This is a genomic window from Psychromonas antarctica, from assembly GCF_022267535.1.
GTDB classification, from domain to species: Bacteria; Pseudomonadota; Gammaproteobacteria; order Enterobacterales; family Psychromonadaceae; genus Psychromonas; species Psychromonas antarctica.
The window spans coordinates 1-19,913 of record NZ_JAHNZV010000051.1 but is presented as its reverse complement, the minus strand read 5'-3'; the positions used below and the strand labels follow the sequence as shown (position 1 = coordinate 19,913).

14 protein-coding genes and 1 pseudogene are annotated in these 19,913 nt (G+C 39.2%); 8 read left to right on the top strand and 7 right to left on the bottom strand.

Annotated elements, in window-relative coordinates:
* Window positions 1–163, bottom strand: a 163-nt coding sequence (locus KSO91_RS11165) for a transposase (RefSeq protein WP_238742471.1), incomplete at its 3' end; no start/stop codon positions are given.
* 1,037 nt (window positions 164–1,200) lie between these two features.
* On the opposite strand from KSO91_RS11165, the gene KSO91_RS11160 reads away from it, so the two are divergent.
* The 3 genes from KSO91_RS11160 to KSO91_RS11150 all read left to right on the top strand — a co-directional run bounded on the left by KSO91_RS11160 (window position 1,201) and on the right by KSO91_RS11150 (window position 5,226).
* The gene (locus tag KSO91_RS11160; protein ID WP_238743080.1) at window positions 1,201–1,851 is read left to right on the top strand and encodes a SatD family protein; all 651 of its coding nucleotides are present in this window, start codon (window positions 1,201–1,203) and stop codon (window positions 1,849–1,851) included.
* Window positions 1,844–2,368 carry a DUF3307 domain-containing protein gene (locus KSO91_RS11155; RefSeq protein WP_238743079.1) on the top strand — a complete coding sequence of 175 codons (525 nt, stop codon included), beginning with the start codon at window positions 1,844–1,846 and terminating at the stop codon, window positions 2,366–2,368. The genes KSO91_RS11160 and KSO91_RS11155 overlap by 8 nt, the downstream gene beginning before the upstream one ends.
* A 1,301-nt stretch (window positions 2,369–3,669) precedes the next feature.
* Entirely contained in the window at window positions 3,670–5,226 is a 1,557-nt protein-coding gene (locus tag KSO91_RS11150) for a CotH kinase family protein (protein ID WP_238743078.1), read from the top strand.
* A 58-nt stretch (window positions 5,227–5,284) separates the two neighbouring features.
* On the opposite strand, the pseudogene KSO91_RS11145 reads toward KSO91_RS11150, so the two are convergent.
* From KSO91_RS11145 to KSO91_RS11135, 3 genes and pseudogenes are all read right to left on the bottom strand, one after another.
* Window positions 5,285–5,446: pseudogene (locus KSO91_RS11145) on the bottom strand (transposase); the annotation flags it as partial.
* 213 nt (window positions 5,447–5,659) lie between these two features.
* Window positions 5,660–6,460: a hypothetical protein gene (locus tag KSO91_RS11140; RefSeq protein ID WP_238743077.1), complete on the bottom strand. Its 801-nt coding sequence runs from the start codon at window positions 6,458–6,460 to the stop codon at window positions 5,660–5,662.
* Complete coding sequence (locus KSO91_RS11135; RefSeq protein ID WP_238743076.1) at window positions 6,457–7,530, bottom strand: hypothetical protein; 1,074 nt, start codon at window positions 7,528–7,530, stop codon at window positions 6,457–6,459. The genes KSO91_RS11140 and KSO91_RS11135 overlap by 4 nt, the downstream gene beginning before the upstream one ends.
* Window positions 7,531–8,079: 549 nt before the next feature.
* On the opposite strand from KSO91_RS11135, the gene KSO91_RS11130 reads away from it, so the two are divergent.
* The 3 genes from KSO91_RS11130 to KSO91_RS11120 all read left to right on the top strand — a co-directional run bounded on the left by KSO91_RS11130 (window position 8,080) and on the right by KSO91_RS11120 (window position 13,167).
* Window positions 8,080–8,709, top strand: a complete 630-nt coding sequence (locus KSO91_RS11130; protein ID WP_238743075.1) for a pseudouridine synthase — start codon at window positions 8,080–8,082, stop codon at window positions 8,707–8,709.
* 327 nt (window positions 8,710–9,036) lie between these two features.
* Entirely contained in the window at window positions 9,037–12,156 is a 3,120-nt protein-coding gene (locus KSO91_RS11125) for a DEAD/DEAH box helicase (RefSeq protein WP_238743074.1), read from the top strand.
* 24 nt (window positions 12,157–12,180) lie between these two features.
* Entirely contained in the window at window positions 12,181–13,167 is a 987-nt protein-coding gene (locus KSO91_RS11120) for an SWIM zinc finger family protein (RefSeq protein WP_238743073.1), read from the top strand.
* A 57-nt stretch (window positions 13,168–13,224) separates the two neighbouring features.
* Here the strand turns inward: KSO91_RS11120 and KSO91_RS11115 are convergent, their stop codons facing one another.
* Window positions 13,225–13,752, bottom strand: a complete 528-nt coding sequence (locus KSO91_RS11115) for a HipA domain-containing protein (protein WP_238743072.1) — start codon at window positions 13,750–13,752, stop codon at window positions 13,225–13,227.
* 1,052 nt (window positions 13,753–14,804) lie between these two features.
* Here KSO91_RS11115 and KSO91_RS11110 point away from each other — a divergent pair.
* On the top strand, window positions 14,805–16,313 hold the full coding sequence (locus tag KSO91_RS11110) for an alkaline phosphatase (RefSeq protein ID WP_238743071.1): 1,509 nt from the start codon (window positions 14,805–14,807) through the stop codon (window positions 16,311–16,313).
* A gap of 347 nt (window positions 16,314–16,660) precedes the next feature.
* On the opposite strand, the gene punR is transcribed toward KSO91_RS11110, so the two are convergent.
* Entirely contained in the window at window positions 16,661–17,563 is a 903-nt protein-coding gene (gene punR / locus KSO91_RS11105; RefSeq protein WP_238743070.1) for a DNA-binding transcriptional activator PunR, read from the bottom strand.
* 99 nt (window positions 17,564–17,662) lie between these two features.
* Here punR and punC point away from each other — a divergent pair, with 99 nt between their 5' ends.
* Entirely contained in the window at window positions 17,663–18,895 is a 1,233-nt protein-coding gene (punC, locus tag KSO91_RS11100) for a purine nucleoside transporter PunC (protein WP_238743069.1), read from the top strand.
* Between the two features lie 837 nt (window positions 18,896–19,732).
* On the opposite strand, the gene KSO91_RS11095 is transcribed toward punC, so the two are convergent.
* Window positions 19,733–19,913: hypothetical protein (locus KSO91_RS11095; RefSeq protein ID WP_238743068.1), on the bottom strand; the 181-nt coding region annotated here is incomplete at its 5' end.

Sequence of the window (19,913 nt, the reverse complement as noted above, 5' to 3'; positions counted from 1 at the left end):
ATTTCAATGAACAATAACTTGTTGATGAACAAGCAGGGCAAATAAATCCATTTGGCCATTTCCATTTAAAAAGAGCATTTATACACTGAGCTTCTGTACCGTAATTCTTGAATAAATCAGGCAAACTGTATCCATGCTGGTGTTGAACTTTATTTTTACTCATGTTCACACTCCTAATTTGAGTATGTTATGAGTATAGTTTACTTTTCATCCAATATTGGCTGAGTAATGTGGGTAATCAGGTAGATTTATGCGTAGAGCTGATGATTATCGAAGCACCGTGAAAATTGAGCTTCAAAAAACATATGAGTATTTACAATGTAAAAGAAAATTTCAGTCAGAGTACCCTTTTGCCAATAAAGATGACTGGGCGATGTTAAAGGAGGACGAATCAATTGTAATCCGAATACTTGTTTTTTTCATGCTTATAGGCATATTAATATTTATGCCCTTCGCTCTATTATTCGATTACAAAAATCACTTAAAATTAAAACGCGAGCTGAAAAGAACCGTGATTGAATATAAATCAAGGTATCTAAATGGTGAACATTATTCATAACGCGATGCTTAATCTATTCTGCAATATATTATTAAAGTTACAGCTCACATAATAAAAATTATTTTTCTGTAAATCACAGCCTATTTCCCAGTATTTTTAATACTAAAACATAGAATATTGAAATTCCATTTTAGCGGTGACTTTCTCACAAAGTAGTACCACTTGTAGTACCGGTTCAACTCCCCATTTAATAGTGACCTTATAATACAACAAGTTACAAGCCAAAGTTGACCTCCCCCATCCCACACCTATGAAGAAAGACGTCTCAGGACGTCTTTTTTTATGCCTGAAATATATCAAAATCAATGACTTAGCATCTACTGACGTCTATGGATTTCTCCCACTCGCTACGCATAATGGTATTCCATAGGGTATTCCAAATAAATAATCCTATAAATTGGAATACTATTCTTAGCTATTTGTAGGTAACTCATGGCAATAAAAGTAATTCCGCTAACGGATAAGAAAATTAACTCCGCAAATATTCAAGATAAAGATTATGTCTTATTAGCCAAAAATAGCTAAATTTGCATTATTAGCTATAAACGGCTAAATTGGCATTATTAGCCATAAACGGCTAAATCTATATTATTAGCCATAAACGGCTAAATTGGTATTGGCATGCAGAAAGGAGTTTTAATGTGGAGCATCCCTGTAAACCTATCGCAGTGATCAGCGGTGATATTGTCAACTCAACTAAGCTAACCTCTGATCAGTTTGAACAACTACTTAAACGAATCAAAGATATTCAGAAATGGATCACCGATGGAAATACATCAAATGCACACAGTATTGAGCGTGGAGATGAGTTTCAGTCGCTGGTGCATGATATTGAAAACTCTCTGAGATACACCATCATTTATCGGATTGGCATTAAAGCCCTTGGCAATGAGTTTGATAGTCGTATTAGCTTTGCGATTGCATCTAATGCAGACCTGCGTGAGTCGGTCTCTGAATCGATGGGGGAAGCATTTATTCTTTCTGGCCGTGGACTAAAAGCCTTGAAAAGTGAGCGGTTGTTTTTTAACTCTGACCGCCTCGAACTCACTGAACACTTTGAGTTACTATTTAAGTACCTAGATAGACAACTAACTGAATTAACCTCGCGCCAATGCGAAGTTATGCTTCCGATGCTTAAAACAAATGAAGATTTGTCGATTAATGAGTTAGCAGAAAAGTTCGATGTCGCAGCCCCCACCGTCAGCAAGTCACTTAAAGCGTCAGGTTGGCCGCTAATCAGTGAACTAAATTGGCGATTCATAAATAAAGTAGCAGGACTCAAGTATGTTTGATTTTTTTGGCGTTCTAATACAGTTCTTGCTGGTGCACGTTATCTGTGATTTTTACCTCCAATCAAACCGATGGGTAGAAGCAAAGAAAGCGAACACTTACCGTTCACCAGAGCTTTACCTCCACTCGCTACTACACGGCGTTGCGTTATCAGTTCCTGTTATAGCGTTAGGCATTGATTGGCGATCTGCTGCTTGCTTAGTAGCGATAGTAGCGGTAAGTCATTTTGTTATCGACCTGTGGAAAGTAACAACAGCGAAAGATGATAATGTTTCCCACTTTATTATCGGCCAGACTTTGCATGTAACAGTACTAGTTGCTATTGCGTTTCACGTGGCAGATGGTGTGACGTTTGATGCAGTCCTACAGCATGAGAAGTTCTCGGATTGCGTTATGGTGGTATTTGGTTACTTAACCTCAATTCTGGATAAGCTAAACGATACAGTACCGTTATTTACGCGTATTTCTGCGTTAAATCATCTGCCAATAACCAGTTATTGCTGCGATGATTCGCCTTGAACTACGCAAAACTAACAGCACTGTATAATATGTTTTTTAACTTGTTGATATTTAATCTGATTTCGCTTCCATTATCCAGAACTGAGGTTACTTATTAATTCTCAAACCAACTTCGATTTTGATTGCTAGCATTTTAAGAAAGTATCCAATATCAGGTACAGAAAATAATACTAGTGTTAATGGTCTTGTCGCTGGAGGTGAGTTGATCGGTTATTTAGAGCGAGTGTTAATACTGACCTTCACGCTTATGGGGAGCTATGTAGCGGTGGGTTTTGTCTTGGCAGCTAAGTCAATATTTAGATTTGGTGAATTGAATAAATCAGACGACCGAAGTATGACTGAGTATGTCTTGATTGGTTCATTAGTATCGGTAGTGATCACAACACTGATAGGTACCTTAATATCACTTGGTTTGGATGTGAAAATTAAGTGATATTAAAGACATTTAGCGGTTTATAGTTAACCGACTAAATAGGCTCGAATCGTACGGGATAACTGCTAATTACAAAGAAGATAGTTACCCCTTTAGGGTTGAGGGCTTGACGCTGAGAACTCATAGATGCCAATTAATTAAGAAATATGCTTTCCTCAATATGCAGGCGAATAGCTTGAGCCAACTCTTATATTGCCCCGATTAGATCCACTATCTCAAACTAGGTTATCGATCTTTGTAGCAAGAGCGCGATAACACAGAAGGGGCCAGAAGTGGGCTAGAAGAAGTGATGAAAATAACTTCTCGCATTGCTTTTAGTTAATCCCAACGAAAGCTTTTTGCTCACATTTAATAAGAAATAGGTGCGGTTTGCTCCTATCAATAACGTGTGTTTTTTAATATTAAACCTATTATAAAAACCACGAAAAAACTTTTATTTTTATTATGACTTTTCTTTAAACTAGTACCGCAGTTAGTACCGCGCAGAATCAAGCCTTTTCACCTCTAGAGCCCGTGTTTTCCCTTTTTTAGAGGATGTCATTTTTTATTTTTCATTTGAAATACGACTTATTTTTTATATTGATTAAACATTATCTAGCGGTAAAAAATGGAAATTAGCACTCGCTACAGTTAAAAGAAACCGCAGCAATATTTGCTAGATATCGACCTCTCATTTAATGATAAAAATCCTAAGCAAAGATAAACTTAAATTAGAAAGACAGAAGCTCTGCTAAATGGCCAGCCAATAAAAAATCTAAAAAATTACATATTTTTGCACATTTCTTGCAAATTTTATTATTACAATCACAAAAAATCACTGACGATAGCGCTGTGCGTTATTCACTCTTCGCAACTTTAGGACACTATTATGGTATTTAACTGCAAACCTTATCGAATTATCGATTCACTCCTCAGACTCTTTTTTCTGGGGCTATTGATTAGTACATTGCTAACTTTAACCGCGTGCGAAGAAACTGAAACTGACACTGAATCGACGCTTACAAATACCATTGCTATTGACCCTACTGATAACGTAGATATTACACTTGCTCTTGACACAACTGCTGATGATGACTTTGAAGCGACAGACTGGACGGATGATACTCACAGCAAAAGTGCCGATGCAAATTTTGCTGAAGTATTTGATGATACTGCAGTCAAAAACCTTCATATTGTCGTCACTGAAGCGCGCTGGCAAAGTATGCTCGATAATATGACAACACTCTATGGTGAGTTTGGTCAAACCGCAAAGGGAGACCTGCCTCCCCCCATGCCTGGAAGTCAGCCCCCCACTATTACGACTGCTGACGCTAGTTTAATTGACAGCACAACAGAGGATCCGATCTTTGTTCCTGCAGAGATCCTTTATAATGGCACACAATGGTATAAAGTTGGAATTCGCTTTAAAGGAAACTCAAGCCTAAAAAGCAGCTGGGAACAAGGAATATTAAAACTCTCTTTTAAACTCGATTTTGACGAGTATGAAGATGATTACCCGCAGATCAAAAATCAACGCTTTTATGGATTTAAAAAACTGAGTCTGAAAAATAATTACCAAGATCAATCATTATTGCGTGAAAAAGTAGCGGCTGATGTTTTCACTAGTGCAGGCCTTCCTGTTTCACATACCGCTTTTTATAACCTGTATGTTCATTACGGTGACGAATCCATCAATTTCGGATTATATACAATGGTCGAAGAAATTGACGACACGGTTATTGATACTCAGTTCGACAGCAATAAGGGAAACCTATATAAACCTGAAAATGAAGGTGCCAGCTTTGTTGACAGCACATTAATTGAAACGGATTTTGAAAAGAAAACCAATGAAGATGAAGCTGACTGGTCTGATATTAAAGCATTGTTTACGGCATTACACGCCGACTCAAGCGATGCAGAAGCATGGCGAGAAAATTTGGAAGCTGTTTTTGATGTTGATCACTTTCTGCACTATTTAGCCGTTAACGAAATCATACAAAATTGGGATACTTATGGCAGAATGACGCATAATTTTTACCTGTACAATGATCCCAACACATCTAAACTAACATGGATCCCTTGGGATCATAATGAAGCACTGCAAGAAGGTGGAATGGGCGGCGCGTTAGCGTTGGATTTTTCCAATCTTGAAGGTGACGACTGGCCATTGATTTCAAAAATAATGGCAGATTCTACGTATAAGACTATATATGATAACTACCTGTCAACGGTCATTAGTGGTGCCTTTGAATCCAATAAGATGACATCTTTATACGAGAAATATACCGCCTTGATCAAACCCTATGCATTAGCTGAAGTTGAAAATACAGAGCAAGGTTATACCTTTTTAAATGATATTAGTGATTTCGATAGTGCAATTGAAACGCTGAAAACACATGTAGAAGATCGAAAAATAGCCGTAGACGACTATTTATCACAGCAATAATAAAAGCAATAATCCAAAAGTGATTAGGGGCTGTTGATCTTTGATGCTAAATAATTAATCAGCAATGCATCAGCAGCCACATAATAGTATATACGAGGGCAACCATGCTCGCATAGTTTTGCTCTAATTTGTCGTATCTCGTTGCTATTGCTCGAAAATCATTGATTCTACCAAAGGCATTGTCGACTCAATACCGATATTTGTACAAGCACCAATCGATATCATCATTCCTCATTTAGCAGTTTCGCTGTATAGACAAGATAGTGTACATGACCTGCAGATAACTCAACGTGAACGGGAAAAACGTAGCTATCTACAGCTACATGATTTTAGTTAAAGCAGCCTCCGCTAATAGTTTCCCATCGAAGGTAATAAACCAAGTCCCTAAAAACTCAGAAACAGAATTATTAATAAGCCGAAGTGGTGGATCTACTCAACTTTTTCCTTCTAATGCTTTCCATTTTATACTTGTACCCGTCATGATTTTATCAATATCTTCCAACGCTTTAGGTAACCATTTTTCATCAGGCGCTGTACTAAAACGTCCGAATGAAAATGAAACGCGTAACATATGATGGGGGGATACCTGCACAATATAAAAAATTCTCTCTAATCTATTTAGCATCGGGCGGTAAGTAAACCTCAACCAATTTATATCATTAATTTTTTGTACTTGATAATCGTTGGGGGGGTATAAAAGTTTACCGGGCAGAAATGACGCAATTTCATCTTTATAATATTCAAATGGTTCACTTCTTTCACTGTAAAATTCATCATAATGTTTTCTTATTCTCCAATTAGCCCCACCTTCATCATTTAGATAAGAATCATAATCTTGCTCTAAATAAGACTGCAGAGTTAATGGATCAAACAAAGTGGTTAATTCCGGTTGTTTAATAACTTGTATATCCCAAATAGCCGTCATTACCACATAGGGATTAAGAGCCATTCTGTTGATCTTCGGGCGGAAATAAGACCAGGCCGATGCAACCGTTGAAACGATTTTATGAGCAGTATTTGAATCTGCGGACACTTCATCATCAGTCGACTCGATCAAATCATAAAGGTTACATTGCTTAGGTTTTGTCTTTTTATTGGGGGCAATATGACTGCGCGGAAACAAAAGACCTAACTCTATCGCACCATAATCTACTTGATGATGAACAGACTCATTAAAATCAGGACCGCCTAACGGGCCAACAAACCATTCCTGGTATTTTTTGCGTAAACTCATGATAACCCTTTGGCTGTTCTGTAATTATTTACTTTTTTTGCTAGTTCTTCCTTACCCGCCATTCTAAGCTGTTTTTCGTAAACCTCTAATCCTAAAAATGGCAAACTGTGCGGGCTCGCCAGTGTATTCGTTAATAAGCCGGCAAATCCCATGGCTCTGGCAAGCCCCCCTGATAGATTATTGGCCCCAGCAAGGTTAGGCACAGGGTCAAAATCATTGTTTCTGATATTATTAATAAAAATACCCGCTTGTTGACAAACCTTAATCGCATCTTTCTCATTACAGCCAATGCCATGCAAACTCACGGTATGACAGCTTAATGCCCCACCACGTTTACGCATATGTTCGCGCACCGCACGGGCAAAAATAATCGCACCTTGGCTATGCACTGTCCAATCGGTTTTATGTCCACGTTGCTGCGTTTGATCTAATACAGCTGATAGATGCTGCACATTACTGCTGTATCCTTTTAATCCTATCGGATTTAACCAGCGTTTATCCCAACCACACTCTAAAATATCTTCACCAAAACCATTAGAGGGATTATGAAACAGCGTATACTTATCAACATTTTCATTCTGATGTGCCACATCAACATGGGTTCCCATCACCCATGCTGCATCGGTTAAATTGTTGTTCATACCATTGACGGCTGCATGACGCGTTTCGATGCGATGAACAGGCTTAGCTTCAGAGCTATCCCATCCGGCTGTTAGCTCATCAACAATTTTATTACCAAAGTCTTTCGTAAATGAAGCAGGTTTATTGCTGCGCTTTATTTCGTACATCACATTGCGCTCTTGATTAATATCGGTTTTTATACCAATCAGTTCATTATCAAAATAAATATCTTTAATAACTAACCCACCAGTATGGGTTTCAAACTTTATGAGGAAGTGGTAACCGTTAAAAGGGTATAGGGTTTTCCACATACGTGAAAGCCCTCTTAAATCACGCGAGACATTATTACCATTAGGAAAATAAACAATCTGCTTTATCTCTTTAGCTACCTGCTTTTTATCATATTCATTAAGATTCAAAAATATTGCTTCAGCAGCAGGCGTCATCATCACCTTGCTTAATTCTTTCTGACCTAATAACCAGTCAATGGTTTGTTTGCTGATACCGATGAGGGTATTAGGAATTTTTTTAAAACGCGAGCACCATTAGGGCTTTTATTGGTTTCAAATAAATTTTCAAGTATTTCAAAAAATGGTAATTTGCTACGATTAGACATCAACATCCCTTATGTAAATCATAAATGAAAAAATAATGAATTATGCAATTTTAATAGATGATCTACAAGGCTGTTTTTGTGATATAAAACAGATTTAAATATGACTAAAACTGTTTTTTAATCAATATTGAGATAGATGGATCCAATTCCAATTTAGTAGTAACTATAGGATTGAGGCGCTGTCATTCACGAAACGTTTATCGGTAAGTGATTTCAACGACAGTTCAGTCTCATAAACGGGCTAAGCTCTGCATGCCCTTTCCAGTTACATGGGTGATAATCAAGATTAAAGACTTGACCCCATTGGGTTCTCCTTAGCAACGCAGAGCATATAACCGTATAATGCGCTACCACTCAGATTTTACGATTAAGGCCATGTTTAATGCCAACCACCAGCCAAACCTATTTAACTGAATTCACGGAGCCAAGCCAAACTCATCAGCACTTCAAAATATTTAAGCCCTATGGTTTTTTAAGTCAGTTTGTACCCGAGCCAAGAAGGAAAAAACATCTACTCGGCGAGCTATTTAACTTTCTCGATAAAATCATGGCGATTGGACGATTAGATCACGACTCCGAAGGATTATTGTTACTCACTACCGATGGGATGATGAGTTATAAAATCAGAAGCAAAGGCATAGAAAAAGAGTACTACGTGCAAGTTGATGGAGTTATCACTGCGACCGCAATGTTACTGCTGCAAAATGGCGTTGAGATTAGTATCAATGGCACTCAATATCTAACTCTACCTTGTAAAGCATTTAAGCTAGATGGTGAACCTCAGCTCCCTGCCCGTGGCCGTAAGATCCGCGATCCCAGACATGGACCGACAAGCTGGATCTCTATCACGCTCTGTGAAGGTAAAAATCGTCAGATAAGAAAAATGACGGCTGCTGTGGGGTTTGCCACATTAAGACTGGTTAGGGTTCGAATTGGTAACATTCGTATCGATAGTATGATTGCCGCTGACGTTGTCACACTCACTAATTTAGACGCGGTGCTTAATCCCTAACGTTCAAGCCAAATTAACTACGCCACTTCAGCATTTTATTAAAAACATTACATGCTTCTGTAGATAATCCAGGTTGTTGTAAAAGATTATAAAATTACCACAGAGAACACGGAGACGCTGCGTGTTACACCGAGAAAACCCAAATATAAATGTTTTTCTCCTTTTAACTCTGTCATTGAATGTAAACTTGCAGTTGCATGAAATTTGTGTGGCAAATATTTACTTTTTTGTATTTATCTGAGTTAAGTACATAGTCTTGAAACATTAATAGCCAAACTGAGAAGCATAAATGTAAAATAGCACCATCAAAAGCAAGGGTAGTAATAAATGCAGATCATCCACTTATTTTGGCAACAAGCAAGCAATGACTTTAACAATACGGGCTGTTTATATTTGTGGCTGGAACAAGCTAAAAAGCTTAATATCAAGTCAACCAAAAATATTACCCATTATCCTTACCAATCTGATGTGAAGCCTTTAGCTAGGTGGTTTGCAGATCATTTTTCAAGTTTTCTGTCCGTTAAAAAACAGACGCTTAACAAAAAAATATTACATGACGCGACGATTGAACAACTCACCGTTGAACTCCCTTGTGATGCACTTAAGCAGCCGATACCCTCGCCCGTTATTGCTAACTTAAATAATTTACAAGAAAGCGATTATGCCGAGTTGGCGCCCTTCATTTTAAATGTGATACCAATAGATAAGCCCCTCGCTTTTTTAAAAGAGCTTAATTTTCAATCTTATTACTTTGAAAACGACTCTATTGAAGATGAGTTACAACTGGCCGATGATGCAAAATTTTGGTTAAAAATGGCTGCTGAATTAAGCCAGGTGATCCAAAACGATCAATATATTCCTTTTTTAATCGCTCAAAAAGTGGGTAAGAAAACACAGTTTCATAGTAAATGGCAGCCCATGTCAGCCGACTATCAACAGCGATTACAGCAAATTGCACCTTTAATGCCTTTTTCAGCGTGTTTGGCTGATGATGTTTCTTTACACAATACGGCAGAGTTAGATCCAATTGCGCTATTGCAACATTTTTCACAGGTGGTATTAAACCATCTTATCAGCGACACCCACTATCCCAACACTGTGTATAAGCAGTTTCAAGATAGCTTTATTGAAAGCAGCATTGATTTCACGCAACCAAGCGTGAGTGAACAAGAGTGGAAATCATGGCGACAGTGGCACAATAACCTAAATTACGATCAATTTGGCTCGCCTTTTCAACTCTGTTTTAGACTTAATGAAGCGACCTCAAGCAATGGCGCAGACTGGGGATTAGAAATACTGCTGCAAGCTAAAGTTGATCCCTCTTTTATGATCAATCTGGCGGAATTCTGGCAGGATAAAACCAGCAAACAAGCCTTTTTTAACAAGATGTTGGGCACTTCCATTGAGCGAAATTTATTATTGCAGCTCGGCTACGCTTGTCGAATATATTCACTGCTAGAGCAAGTGTTTGAGCAGAATATGCAGCAAAAGCTAATCACGATGACTACAGACCAAGCGTTCGACTTTTTAAAAGAAGACGCATGGGCGCTGCATGCTTGCGGTTATAAAATTAGCGTGCCGTCATGGTGGACAGCTTCGGGTCGATTAAAAGCCAAAATTAAAATGCGCGGTAGTAAAAAATCCAGTTTTGACGAAAATTCGAGTAATAGCGCCGCTACATCCTATTTAAGCCAAGAGGGGTTAATCAATTTTGACTATCGTTATGCCATTGGCGAGCATGAAGTCAGTAGCGAGGAGTGGCAGCAATTAATCGCATCGAAATCAGCACTGGTGTATTTTCGTGGTCAGTGGATGCAGCTTGATCCCGCTGAAATGGCAAAAATGCAAAAATTGATTGAAAGTTCACAACAAGATAAACACAGTGGAGATCTACAAGACTTGCTCTTAATGGCGGCAGATGAAGAGCAATACAGTATCGAACTCGACGATACGATCAACGAAATGTTGTTGAGTCTAAAAAATAAAGACAAACTGGCGTTAATAGCACAACCTGCAAACTTAAAAGCCACTTTAAGACCTTACCAAATTAGAGGGCTATCTTGGTTGAGTTATTTAGAAAACCTCGGCATGAACCCCTGCTTGGCTGATGACATGGGGTTAGGTAAAACCATGCAGGTGATCGCGTTGTTATTAACTGCACCCAAACAACAAGCGGCATTATTAATTGCGCCAACATCGGTAATAGGTAACTGGTATAAAGAATTAGAAAAATTTGCCCCAAATATAAAAGCCACTATTCATCATGGTGCAAAGCGCACTAAACAAGATGAGTTTAGCCAGGTGATGGCTGATAATGATATCGTTATCACCTCTTACGGCTTAATACGAAAAGACAAAGCGTTATTTAAAAGTGCAACTTGGTCACGTTTGATCATAGACGAAGCACAAAATATAAAGAATCCAGCAGCAACGCAAACTAAAGTTATCACCAGCATCCGTGCAAACAGTCGAATTGCGTTAACGGGCACGCCAATAGAAAACAGACTGATAGACTTGTGGTCGATATTTAATTTTTTAAATCCCGGCATACTGGGTAATCGCACCGCCTTTAGAACAGAGTTTGAGATCCCGGTGCAAAGAGACAACAACCTCGCTAAAACTAAAATTCTTAAAAACTTAGTAGAGCCGTTTATATTGCGCCGCTTAAAAAGCGATAAAAATATTATTCAAGATCTGCCCGACAAAATAGAACAGAAAGTCTATTGCGAACTGACCAAAGAACAAGCGTCCTTATATCAATCAATTGTTAATGAAGTAGAACAAAGTATTAACGAAGCAGAAGAAACATCAGAGCATAAGATGATATTTTTATCTGCCTTGTTACGTTTAAAACAATGTTGCAATCATCCCGCGCAATTACTGCAAGATGGCAGCGAATTTAGTCTTGACCGTTCAATTAAATTACAACGGTTAACCGAACTTGCCAGCGAGGCGATAAATAACGGCGAAAGTCTACTTATATTCAGTCAATTTAAAGAGGTATGCAACGCCCTGCAGCACCTATTAAAAACCCAGCTCGGTTTTAATACTTATTATTTACACGGCGGTACATCTCGTCAAAAACGCGAACAGATGATCGAGCAATTTCAAGCACCCAATTCACCGCCCAGTATCTTTGTATTGTCATTAAAAGCGGGCGGCGTGGGGATCACCTTAACCAAAGCAAACCATGTGATACATTTTGATCGCTGGTGGAACCCGGCGGTAGAAAACCAGGCAACGGATCGCGCTTATCGTATTGGCCAGCAAAAAACGGTATTTGCTCATAAATTTATCACCTTAGGCACAGTAGAAGAAAAGATAGATCAAATGTTAGAAGACAAACAAAAAGTGGCAGATTCCATTGTTGGTAACGACGAGTCGTGGTTGTCGTCACTTAACGCCAAGTCATTTATCAAGCTTATTCAATTAAGACAACAAGACTAAACTGGGCTAATAGGGAATATTAAGATGTCAGCAAAATTGATACACAAAACATGGTGGGGCGAAGAGTTTGTTAGCGCATTAGAAGCGTATATCGACCCTGGCCGACTGCAGCGTGGTAAAGCATATCGAACAGACAGCCGAGTACTGGAGTTTAAAATTGACGGTGGTGAAATAAGAGCCACGTTGCGTGGCAATATTAACCCTTATTTTGGTGTCACCACAGAGCCAAGATATAAGGTGGTGCTTAAATTTGAGCCAATAAGCCAGAAACAATGGCAACAGATCATAAAAAATATTTGCGGCAATGCCCTGTGGTTATCCAAACTGATGTTAAACGAAATACCCAGCAGCATAGAAGATGCCTTTGGCAGTGACAGCTTATTACCCTCGTCATACAAAGATGTAAAAACCAGCTGCAGTTGCCCTGATTATAGCGACCCATGCAAACACATTGCCGGTATCTATTACCGAATTGCCAACATACTCGATTCAAATCCCATGTTGTTATTTCAATTGCGCGGACTTGCACCAGAAAAGTTACATCAAGAACTTAAAAAGACCGAGTTAGGCCAAGCCTTTTCAGAGCACTTAACTCTGCCTGAAGCTGTTGCAATGGAATACCAGCAACATAAATACACTTGTACACATATCAACCGAGATAAAGCGGCGCTTACACCTAAGCGTTCAAAACAGATAGTCAATCCAAACCAATTTTGGACAATGCCTGCACGTATTCCTGTTATTAATGTAAATTTAGAAGAAAATATAGCGCAAACGGCAGATGAAAAATCAACCGATAAAACGGATGTACGGGACGTATTAAATTCAGCGTTAACGGGTGAGTGGCCGGCCAATCATCAACCTAGTGACAATATAACCGAAATCTCAGCGGCTCTGATAAAAAAGCAAGGCGACTATCCTGCGTTTTGGACAAAAAACAATTCATTTATCAATGCAATGGAATTGTTTTATTCCCATACGAGAAAGAAAAACAAGAAGGATCTGTTTTAGGCTGTAGAGCCAACTCTTTTTGAATCACAGGCTCTACTTTTGAAAGTCTGAACGGAACTACAACTCTTTTTGGATTTCATTCCAAACCAACTCCATGTGATCAGTAATGTCCGAAATGACACGCCGATCTAGTTTCGTCTTTAAAGCAATATCTTTAAAACCAAGTGTGACTTCTCGGATTTCTTTGATTATATCAATCAGGGGTTGAGCATTTTTATAACCGGCTTGTCTCGCCATCAGTTCTATTGTTTTTCTGCTAGCGGTAGTACCTGAACCGTTAAACGATGTCATGTACTCGCCGTTTGGAAGTGGGCTGTATACGATGTAGTAAAAGGGAGATAGTTTCCAGTTTTCATTGTCATCTTGTAGAAAAGCGAAATTTTTTGAGTGATCATCTTGGTTAACGGTCAATAAATTAAACATCGCACGTTTTACTAATTTTTGAGCATCAGTTGCACCGCACATTAACTTTGTGGCTTTAATTAAATCAATGTAATCCATAGATGGTTCACGAAATGACGCATCGAGTAATCCACAAGCCGAAACCATGCTTAATCGCCCATTTTCAGTGCAATCAAGAGACAAGAGACGGCACCAAAAGACGGGACAGCCAAACCTTTTTGCTGCCTCTCTCTGTGAAGGTGAAATAGTCAGATAACAAAAATCACTGCTGCAGTGGGGTTTGCCAAGTCACTGGCGCTGAATAATCTACTTTAAAAATTATTAATAGACGAGAGGCTGTGCGCAATTCAAACCGTCGTCGGCACTATCGCTTGAGTTCAAGATTATTGTTCTAATTTTATCTAAAATATCATGAGCATAATCACACAAAATTTAATTAACATCTTCTACCTTATGGTCCTCTTTTTGATACAGTTATTGGACGTTTATATTGCTAACTTAGCCTCACAATATATGCTTAACAAGCAACGTCCGGTCAAAACTGTGTGTCTTATGCACAATACAACAAAGGTAATAATTGATGGTTAAAAATATTTTAGTGGTCGGCGCATCCGGTTATGTCAGTAATGAATTAATGAATTGGGTGTAGTTCTTTTGAATCGACGGAACGTGTTGAATAAACGCACAGAAAAAAGTGCGCAACCATGCTGGCACTGGCTTATTTTTTGGGGCGCGGGCTTCAGTCCGCTTACTTTAATTCTTTATTGGGTGGACTAAAGTCCACGCCCCTTATTTTCTATTTTGGAGTGGAAAGTATTAATTGTCCCATTAATGGAGTGCATATCATTACAAAAATTCGCGTTTTTATAACATGAAATAGCGATTAGCCAACTAATTGCAAGGGACTAGCGTCAATTCAAAGGAACTACACCCTAATGAATTAGTACCAGTGAGTCCCTCAGGGCTTTTAATTTGATGTCAAGATTAAAGACTTGACCCTGTCGGTTTCTCTACCTCCTAATAATAAATATCTATTAATTGAACACATTAAGAAATAATACGCCATCCTAGCAGAGTAATGTACCCATCCCAAAAATGATTAATATATAGCTAAAAAAACAAAAAATGATCTTAATCAATAAAACGTTGAAACCTTAAAAAACTATCTTTTTAGTAATATAAATGTCATGAGGCAGGCGCTTAATGATATGACTTACAATAAAGGAGTTAAATAAATGCACTTAATAAACAAACCCAACAGCCTGATTGCTATTTCCATGCTTGCCGCCTTTTCGCTTACTGGTTGTGACAATAGCACGAGCACTGATATCCCGAAATTGTCGATACAGCCAAAAAATGTAATCTTAATGATTTCAGATGGAGCGAGTGACGGGGCATGGGATATTGCTAGCTACTGGGAAAATGGAAAATTAGCTAATAACAGCGCGCCATACACTAAGTTGTCTACACGCTTTGCCATGACTACCTTTCCTCTAAGTACAAACGGACCGGATACAATTTGTGGTGATGAAGTGGAAACGATCAGTTATGACAAGGATCAGGTCTGGGATGAAACTAGCTTTACTTCTGATCCTGCTGATAAATATCAACGTCCTTTTGCAGGTTATGAATACATCAGTAAAAATGTAACAGATTCAGCTGCTGCGGGTACTGCGCTTGCCACGGGACACAAAACTTATAATGGAGCAATCAGTGTTGATCACTGTGGTCGTCCTTTAGAGTCCATCACTCACATCGCTAAAGCAAATGGACTTTCAACCGGAATTATTACGTCTGTTCAGTTTGACCATGCTACTCCAGCTGTATTCGGTGCAAATAACGTAAGCCGTAATAATTATGAAGCAATTGGTCATGACATGTTAACCCAAGGGGAAGCAGATTTGATCATGGGCGCAGGTCATCCTCAATTTGATAGCGATGGAAAACTACGTACGACTGCTAATTTTGAATATAAATATATTAACGCCGAAGATTGGGCTTCACTTAACAGCGGGATACTCACACCAGCAGGGTCAGATACATCATGGAGTTTAATAGATAATAAAGCGGATTTTGAAAGCCTCGCCAACAACACTGCAAGTTCCGAGGTATTAACAGGCCCCTTGTTTGGTTTAGTTCCTGTTGGTTATACGCTGCAACAAGGTAGAACGTGTACTGCAGGAAAAAACGAACATGTTGCCTTTGATTGTGACATGACGGCAACCGTCCCTTCCTTACAAACCATGACTCAAGGTGCGATTAACTACTTATCACAAAATGAAAAAGGCTTCTTTTTAATGGTAGAAGGTGGTGCTGTAGATTGGGCTGCGCATGCCAATCAAACGGCACGGATAATTGAAGAGCAAGTTGATTTCAATCATTCGGTTTCTGCCGTCATCGCTTGGGTAGAACAAAACAGCAACTGGGATGAAACCTTACTGATAGTTACGACGGATCACGGAAACTCTTATGTATTAGGTGGCGCATCAGACCAAAATGCCTATGCACCCGTTGAGAATCCGGGCAAAGGGGTTATGCCTGAAGTAAAATACTACAGTGGAGATCATACCCTGGAGTTAGTTAGACTATACGCTCGAGGAAAAGGGGCTGAAACGCTATCTGATTTCGTAAAAGGTAATGATGAAGGTTATGCAATTAACTATAACAACATTGGTTCCAATGGGGATTATGTTGATAACACCAACGTGTTTGATTTAATGAAACAAGTGATTGTTGCTCCTTAAACGGCTAATAACCAACAATACAATCCTTTTAAACGCCCGCTCGGCTTGATCTCAAAAGTTTGAGCGGCATTTCTCAAAATTACCAACAATCGGCATCATAAGAGACGGGACAGCCAAACCTTTTTACTGCCTCTCTCTGTGAAGGTGAAATAGTCAGATAACAAAAATCACGCCTGCAGTGGGTTGCCAAGTAACTGGCGCTGAATAATCTACTTTAAAAATTATTAATAGACGATAAATGGCAACGTCCTTGCCACCATTGTAACTGCATCAGAGGGCATTATGGGATCTACTGATGCCATTATCGTTCACGAGAAAAATGCTGGGAAATAGTTGTACTCCTTCGTTCAGCAAAGCCATTCAGCATGCAGTTTTTCACTGTCTCCTAAATAGTTTAATAACCAAATAACAGCAGGATTTAAACTATCGTTGTTCCATGCAAGACAGCAAGGGCTATTGGGATGCGGTTTACTTAATGTGCGCGTAATCAGCCTCCCTTGTTCAACCAATGGTCTGGAACGATGCGAAGGCATAATGCCAATGCCCAGTCCGGCAATAAAACACTGCTCTGCACTGTGCCAGTTGGGCACAACTAAACGTTTTTGATTGTCCAGCAGCCAGGTAGTCCGTTTCGGTAGCTTCCGTGAACTATCTTCCAAACAGATACAGGGGTATCGAATTAAGTCAGTTTCCTCAAGCGGCTCAGGTAATTGAGCTACGGCATGATCGGCACTTACCACAAAGTCCCACGCAAGAGAGCCCATCGCGCGATAAGATATATTGCCAGAGATTGGGACCGAAGCCGTAGCACCAATGGCAATATCAGCTCGTCCGTCAGCCAAAGCATCCCAAACACCGTTAAAAACTTCCATGGTTAATAGCAACTCAACATCAGGAAATTTATCGTAAAAATCTCTTACCAGCTGATTCACACTGGCTTCCCGAACCACATTATCAAGCGCAATTGAAACACTACTCTGCCAACCGTTAGCAACCCGTTGAGTTTGAAATTTAACTTCATTCATTTGCTTCAATAGCAAACGCGCCTGCTCAACAAAATAATGTCCAGCAGGTGTCAATTCCACCTTACGGTGCAGACGTTTAAAAAGCAGTACGTTTAACTTATTCTCAATAGATTTAACCGTATAACTGATAGCGCTCGGCACTTTATGCAGCTCATCGGCGGCGGCAGAAAAACTACCTCGTCGGGCAACTGCATCAATAACAACAAGATCTTGATTAGAAAACATACGCATCAGTTATTTTGAAAGGAATAGTGAAAACATACCGTTTCACAACGGTAAATAGCAAGCATAAACTAAATAAAATTCATTATTTCAGAGGTAAAAATGACAAAAGAAAAAATTGTAATTCCCTATATCTGGTTAGCTGGTTTAAGTATGCTCGGATTTTTGGCAACAGATATGTATCTGCCGGCTTTCGATATTATTCGTCAAGATTTGAACACCAGTGAGCTACTGATCGGTTGGTCTCTCGCTATATTCCTATTCGGTATGGCTTGTGGTCAGTTGGTATACGGTCCGCTAGCAAAACAGTTCGGGAAAAAAACTGTATTATGCAGCAGTTTGATAATTTTCAGTATTGGCAGCATCATTTGTGCATTTTCAAGCAGCATTGAAATTTTATTATTTGGCCGATTTATACAGGCAGTCGGCGCATGTGGTTCGACAATAATATGGCAATCGTTTGTTATCGAAAAATATGATTCAAAAACGTCACAACGAGTATTTGCAACCGTCATGCCGTTAGTTGCGTTATCACCCGCTCTCGCACCATTATTGGGAACTGTCCTTGAATCTCATTTCGGATGGCAGTCTATTTTTTATACATTAGTTGCAATTGGTGCCACTCTGATTATACGCAGCAGCTTCATTAACTTTTCTACACCTAAGGATCTGGCATTTCAACAAGCAGAGTTGCCATTAGCTGATACAAAGCCATTGAATGCCTTGCAGTCGTATAAGACAATTTTAAAATCAAAAAAATTCACTGGCAATATGCTTATTTATGCAGCCTGTTCAGCGGCCTTTTTTGCATGGCTAACGGGTTCACCTTTTGTAATGACTGCCATGGGATACTCTGGCGCTGATATCGGCCTAAGCTACGTGCCGCAAACCATTGCATTTATTATTGGCGGTTACACTTGCCGAGTTTTATTAAATAAATACGAAGGGACACAAATACTACCGTGGTTAGTAAAACTATTTATTATCAGCGTGCTGTTAATGTTTATTACCGCAATGAGCCATACAGCAACGTCCATCGTTCCAGAGTTAGGGCTTATGTGTTTTATGGCAATGGCGAATGGTGCGATATATCCGATTGTCGCTAATAATGCCTTATCTGATTTCAGAGAGCACTGCGCTTCAGCAGCCGGTCTGATGAATTTTTTACAGATGATGTTCTGCGTAGTTGCAAGTGCGCTAGTCTCAACCTTTATCAGTGATTATGGTTTAGTTGCGATGACGACGGTGATGTTCATTCAGGCTCTTGTAGTGGTATTTAGTTACCCGTTAATTGGCCAAAAAGTCACCCTCGAGCAGGCAGCCGAGGCCACTTAATAACTAAATAGAAACGGCTATAAGCAGTGAGGTATCGCATTTCGCTGCTTGTTTCTGTGTTGAATAAACCCGCTATCCTTTTTGATAACAGATTGTGCAAAATAACTTTACAGCCATATTGAAACGTTAATTAAATTAATCCTATATGACTTCAGCATGCGGTATTGTTGTAAGTTGTGAAAGCATCGGTCAATGGTAAAGAAAGTACGTGGCAAGCTATTGTAAATAAATTAAAACCACTACCACGCGCACTTCATGCGACTGCGAAACTGCGTTTCGGTTCGCATTCATTAACTGAGGCGCTGCGAGCTACACAGAGAAAAAACTAATAGACTAAAATATAAGATAATTATTATTTTTTAAGTTTTTCTCTGTTTTCCCTCATTTTACTCTGTGGTGCAATTTTTTGACGTGTTTTTATCTTTTGGGTGTAGTTCTTTTGAATCGACGGAACGTGTTGAATAAACGCACAGAAAAAATTGCGCAACCATGCTGGCACAGGCTTATTTTTTGGGGCGCGGGCTTCAGTCCGCTTACTTTAATTCTTTATTGGGTGGACTAAAGTCCACGCCCCTTATTTTGTATTTTGGAGCGGAAAGTATTAATTGTCCCATTAATGGAGTGCATATCATTATAAAAATTCGCGTTTTTATAACATGAAATAGCGATTAGCCAACTAATTGCAAGGGACTAGCGTCGATTCAAAGGAACTACACCCTAATGAATTAGTACCAGTGAGTCCCTCAGGGCTTTTAATTTGATGTCAAGATTAAAGACTTGACCCTGTCGGTTTCTCCTGGCACAGACTTATTTTTTGGGGCGCGGGCTTCAGCCCGCTTACTTTAATTCTTTATTGGGTGGACTAAAGTCTGAAGAATCCCCACAGGAAAATTGGGTAAGCGCTTGATATTTGGTAAAATATATTTCACCACAAAACAACCAACCAAATATAAGCGCTATGAAAGTATTATCAGATTTATTTACTCTTGATTCAACAACTTTAGATCCTCGTATTTCA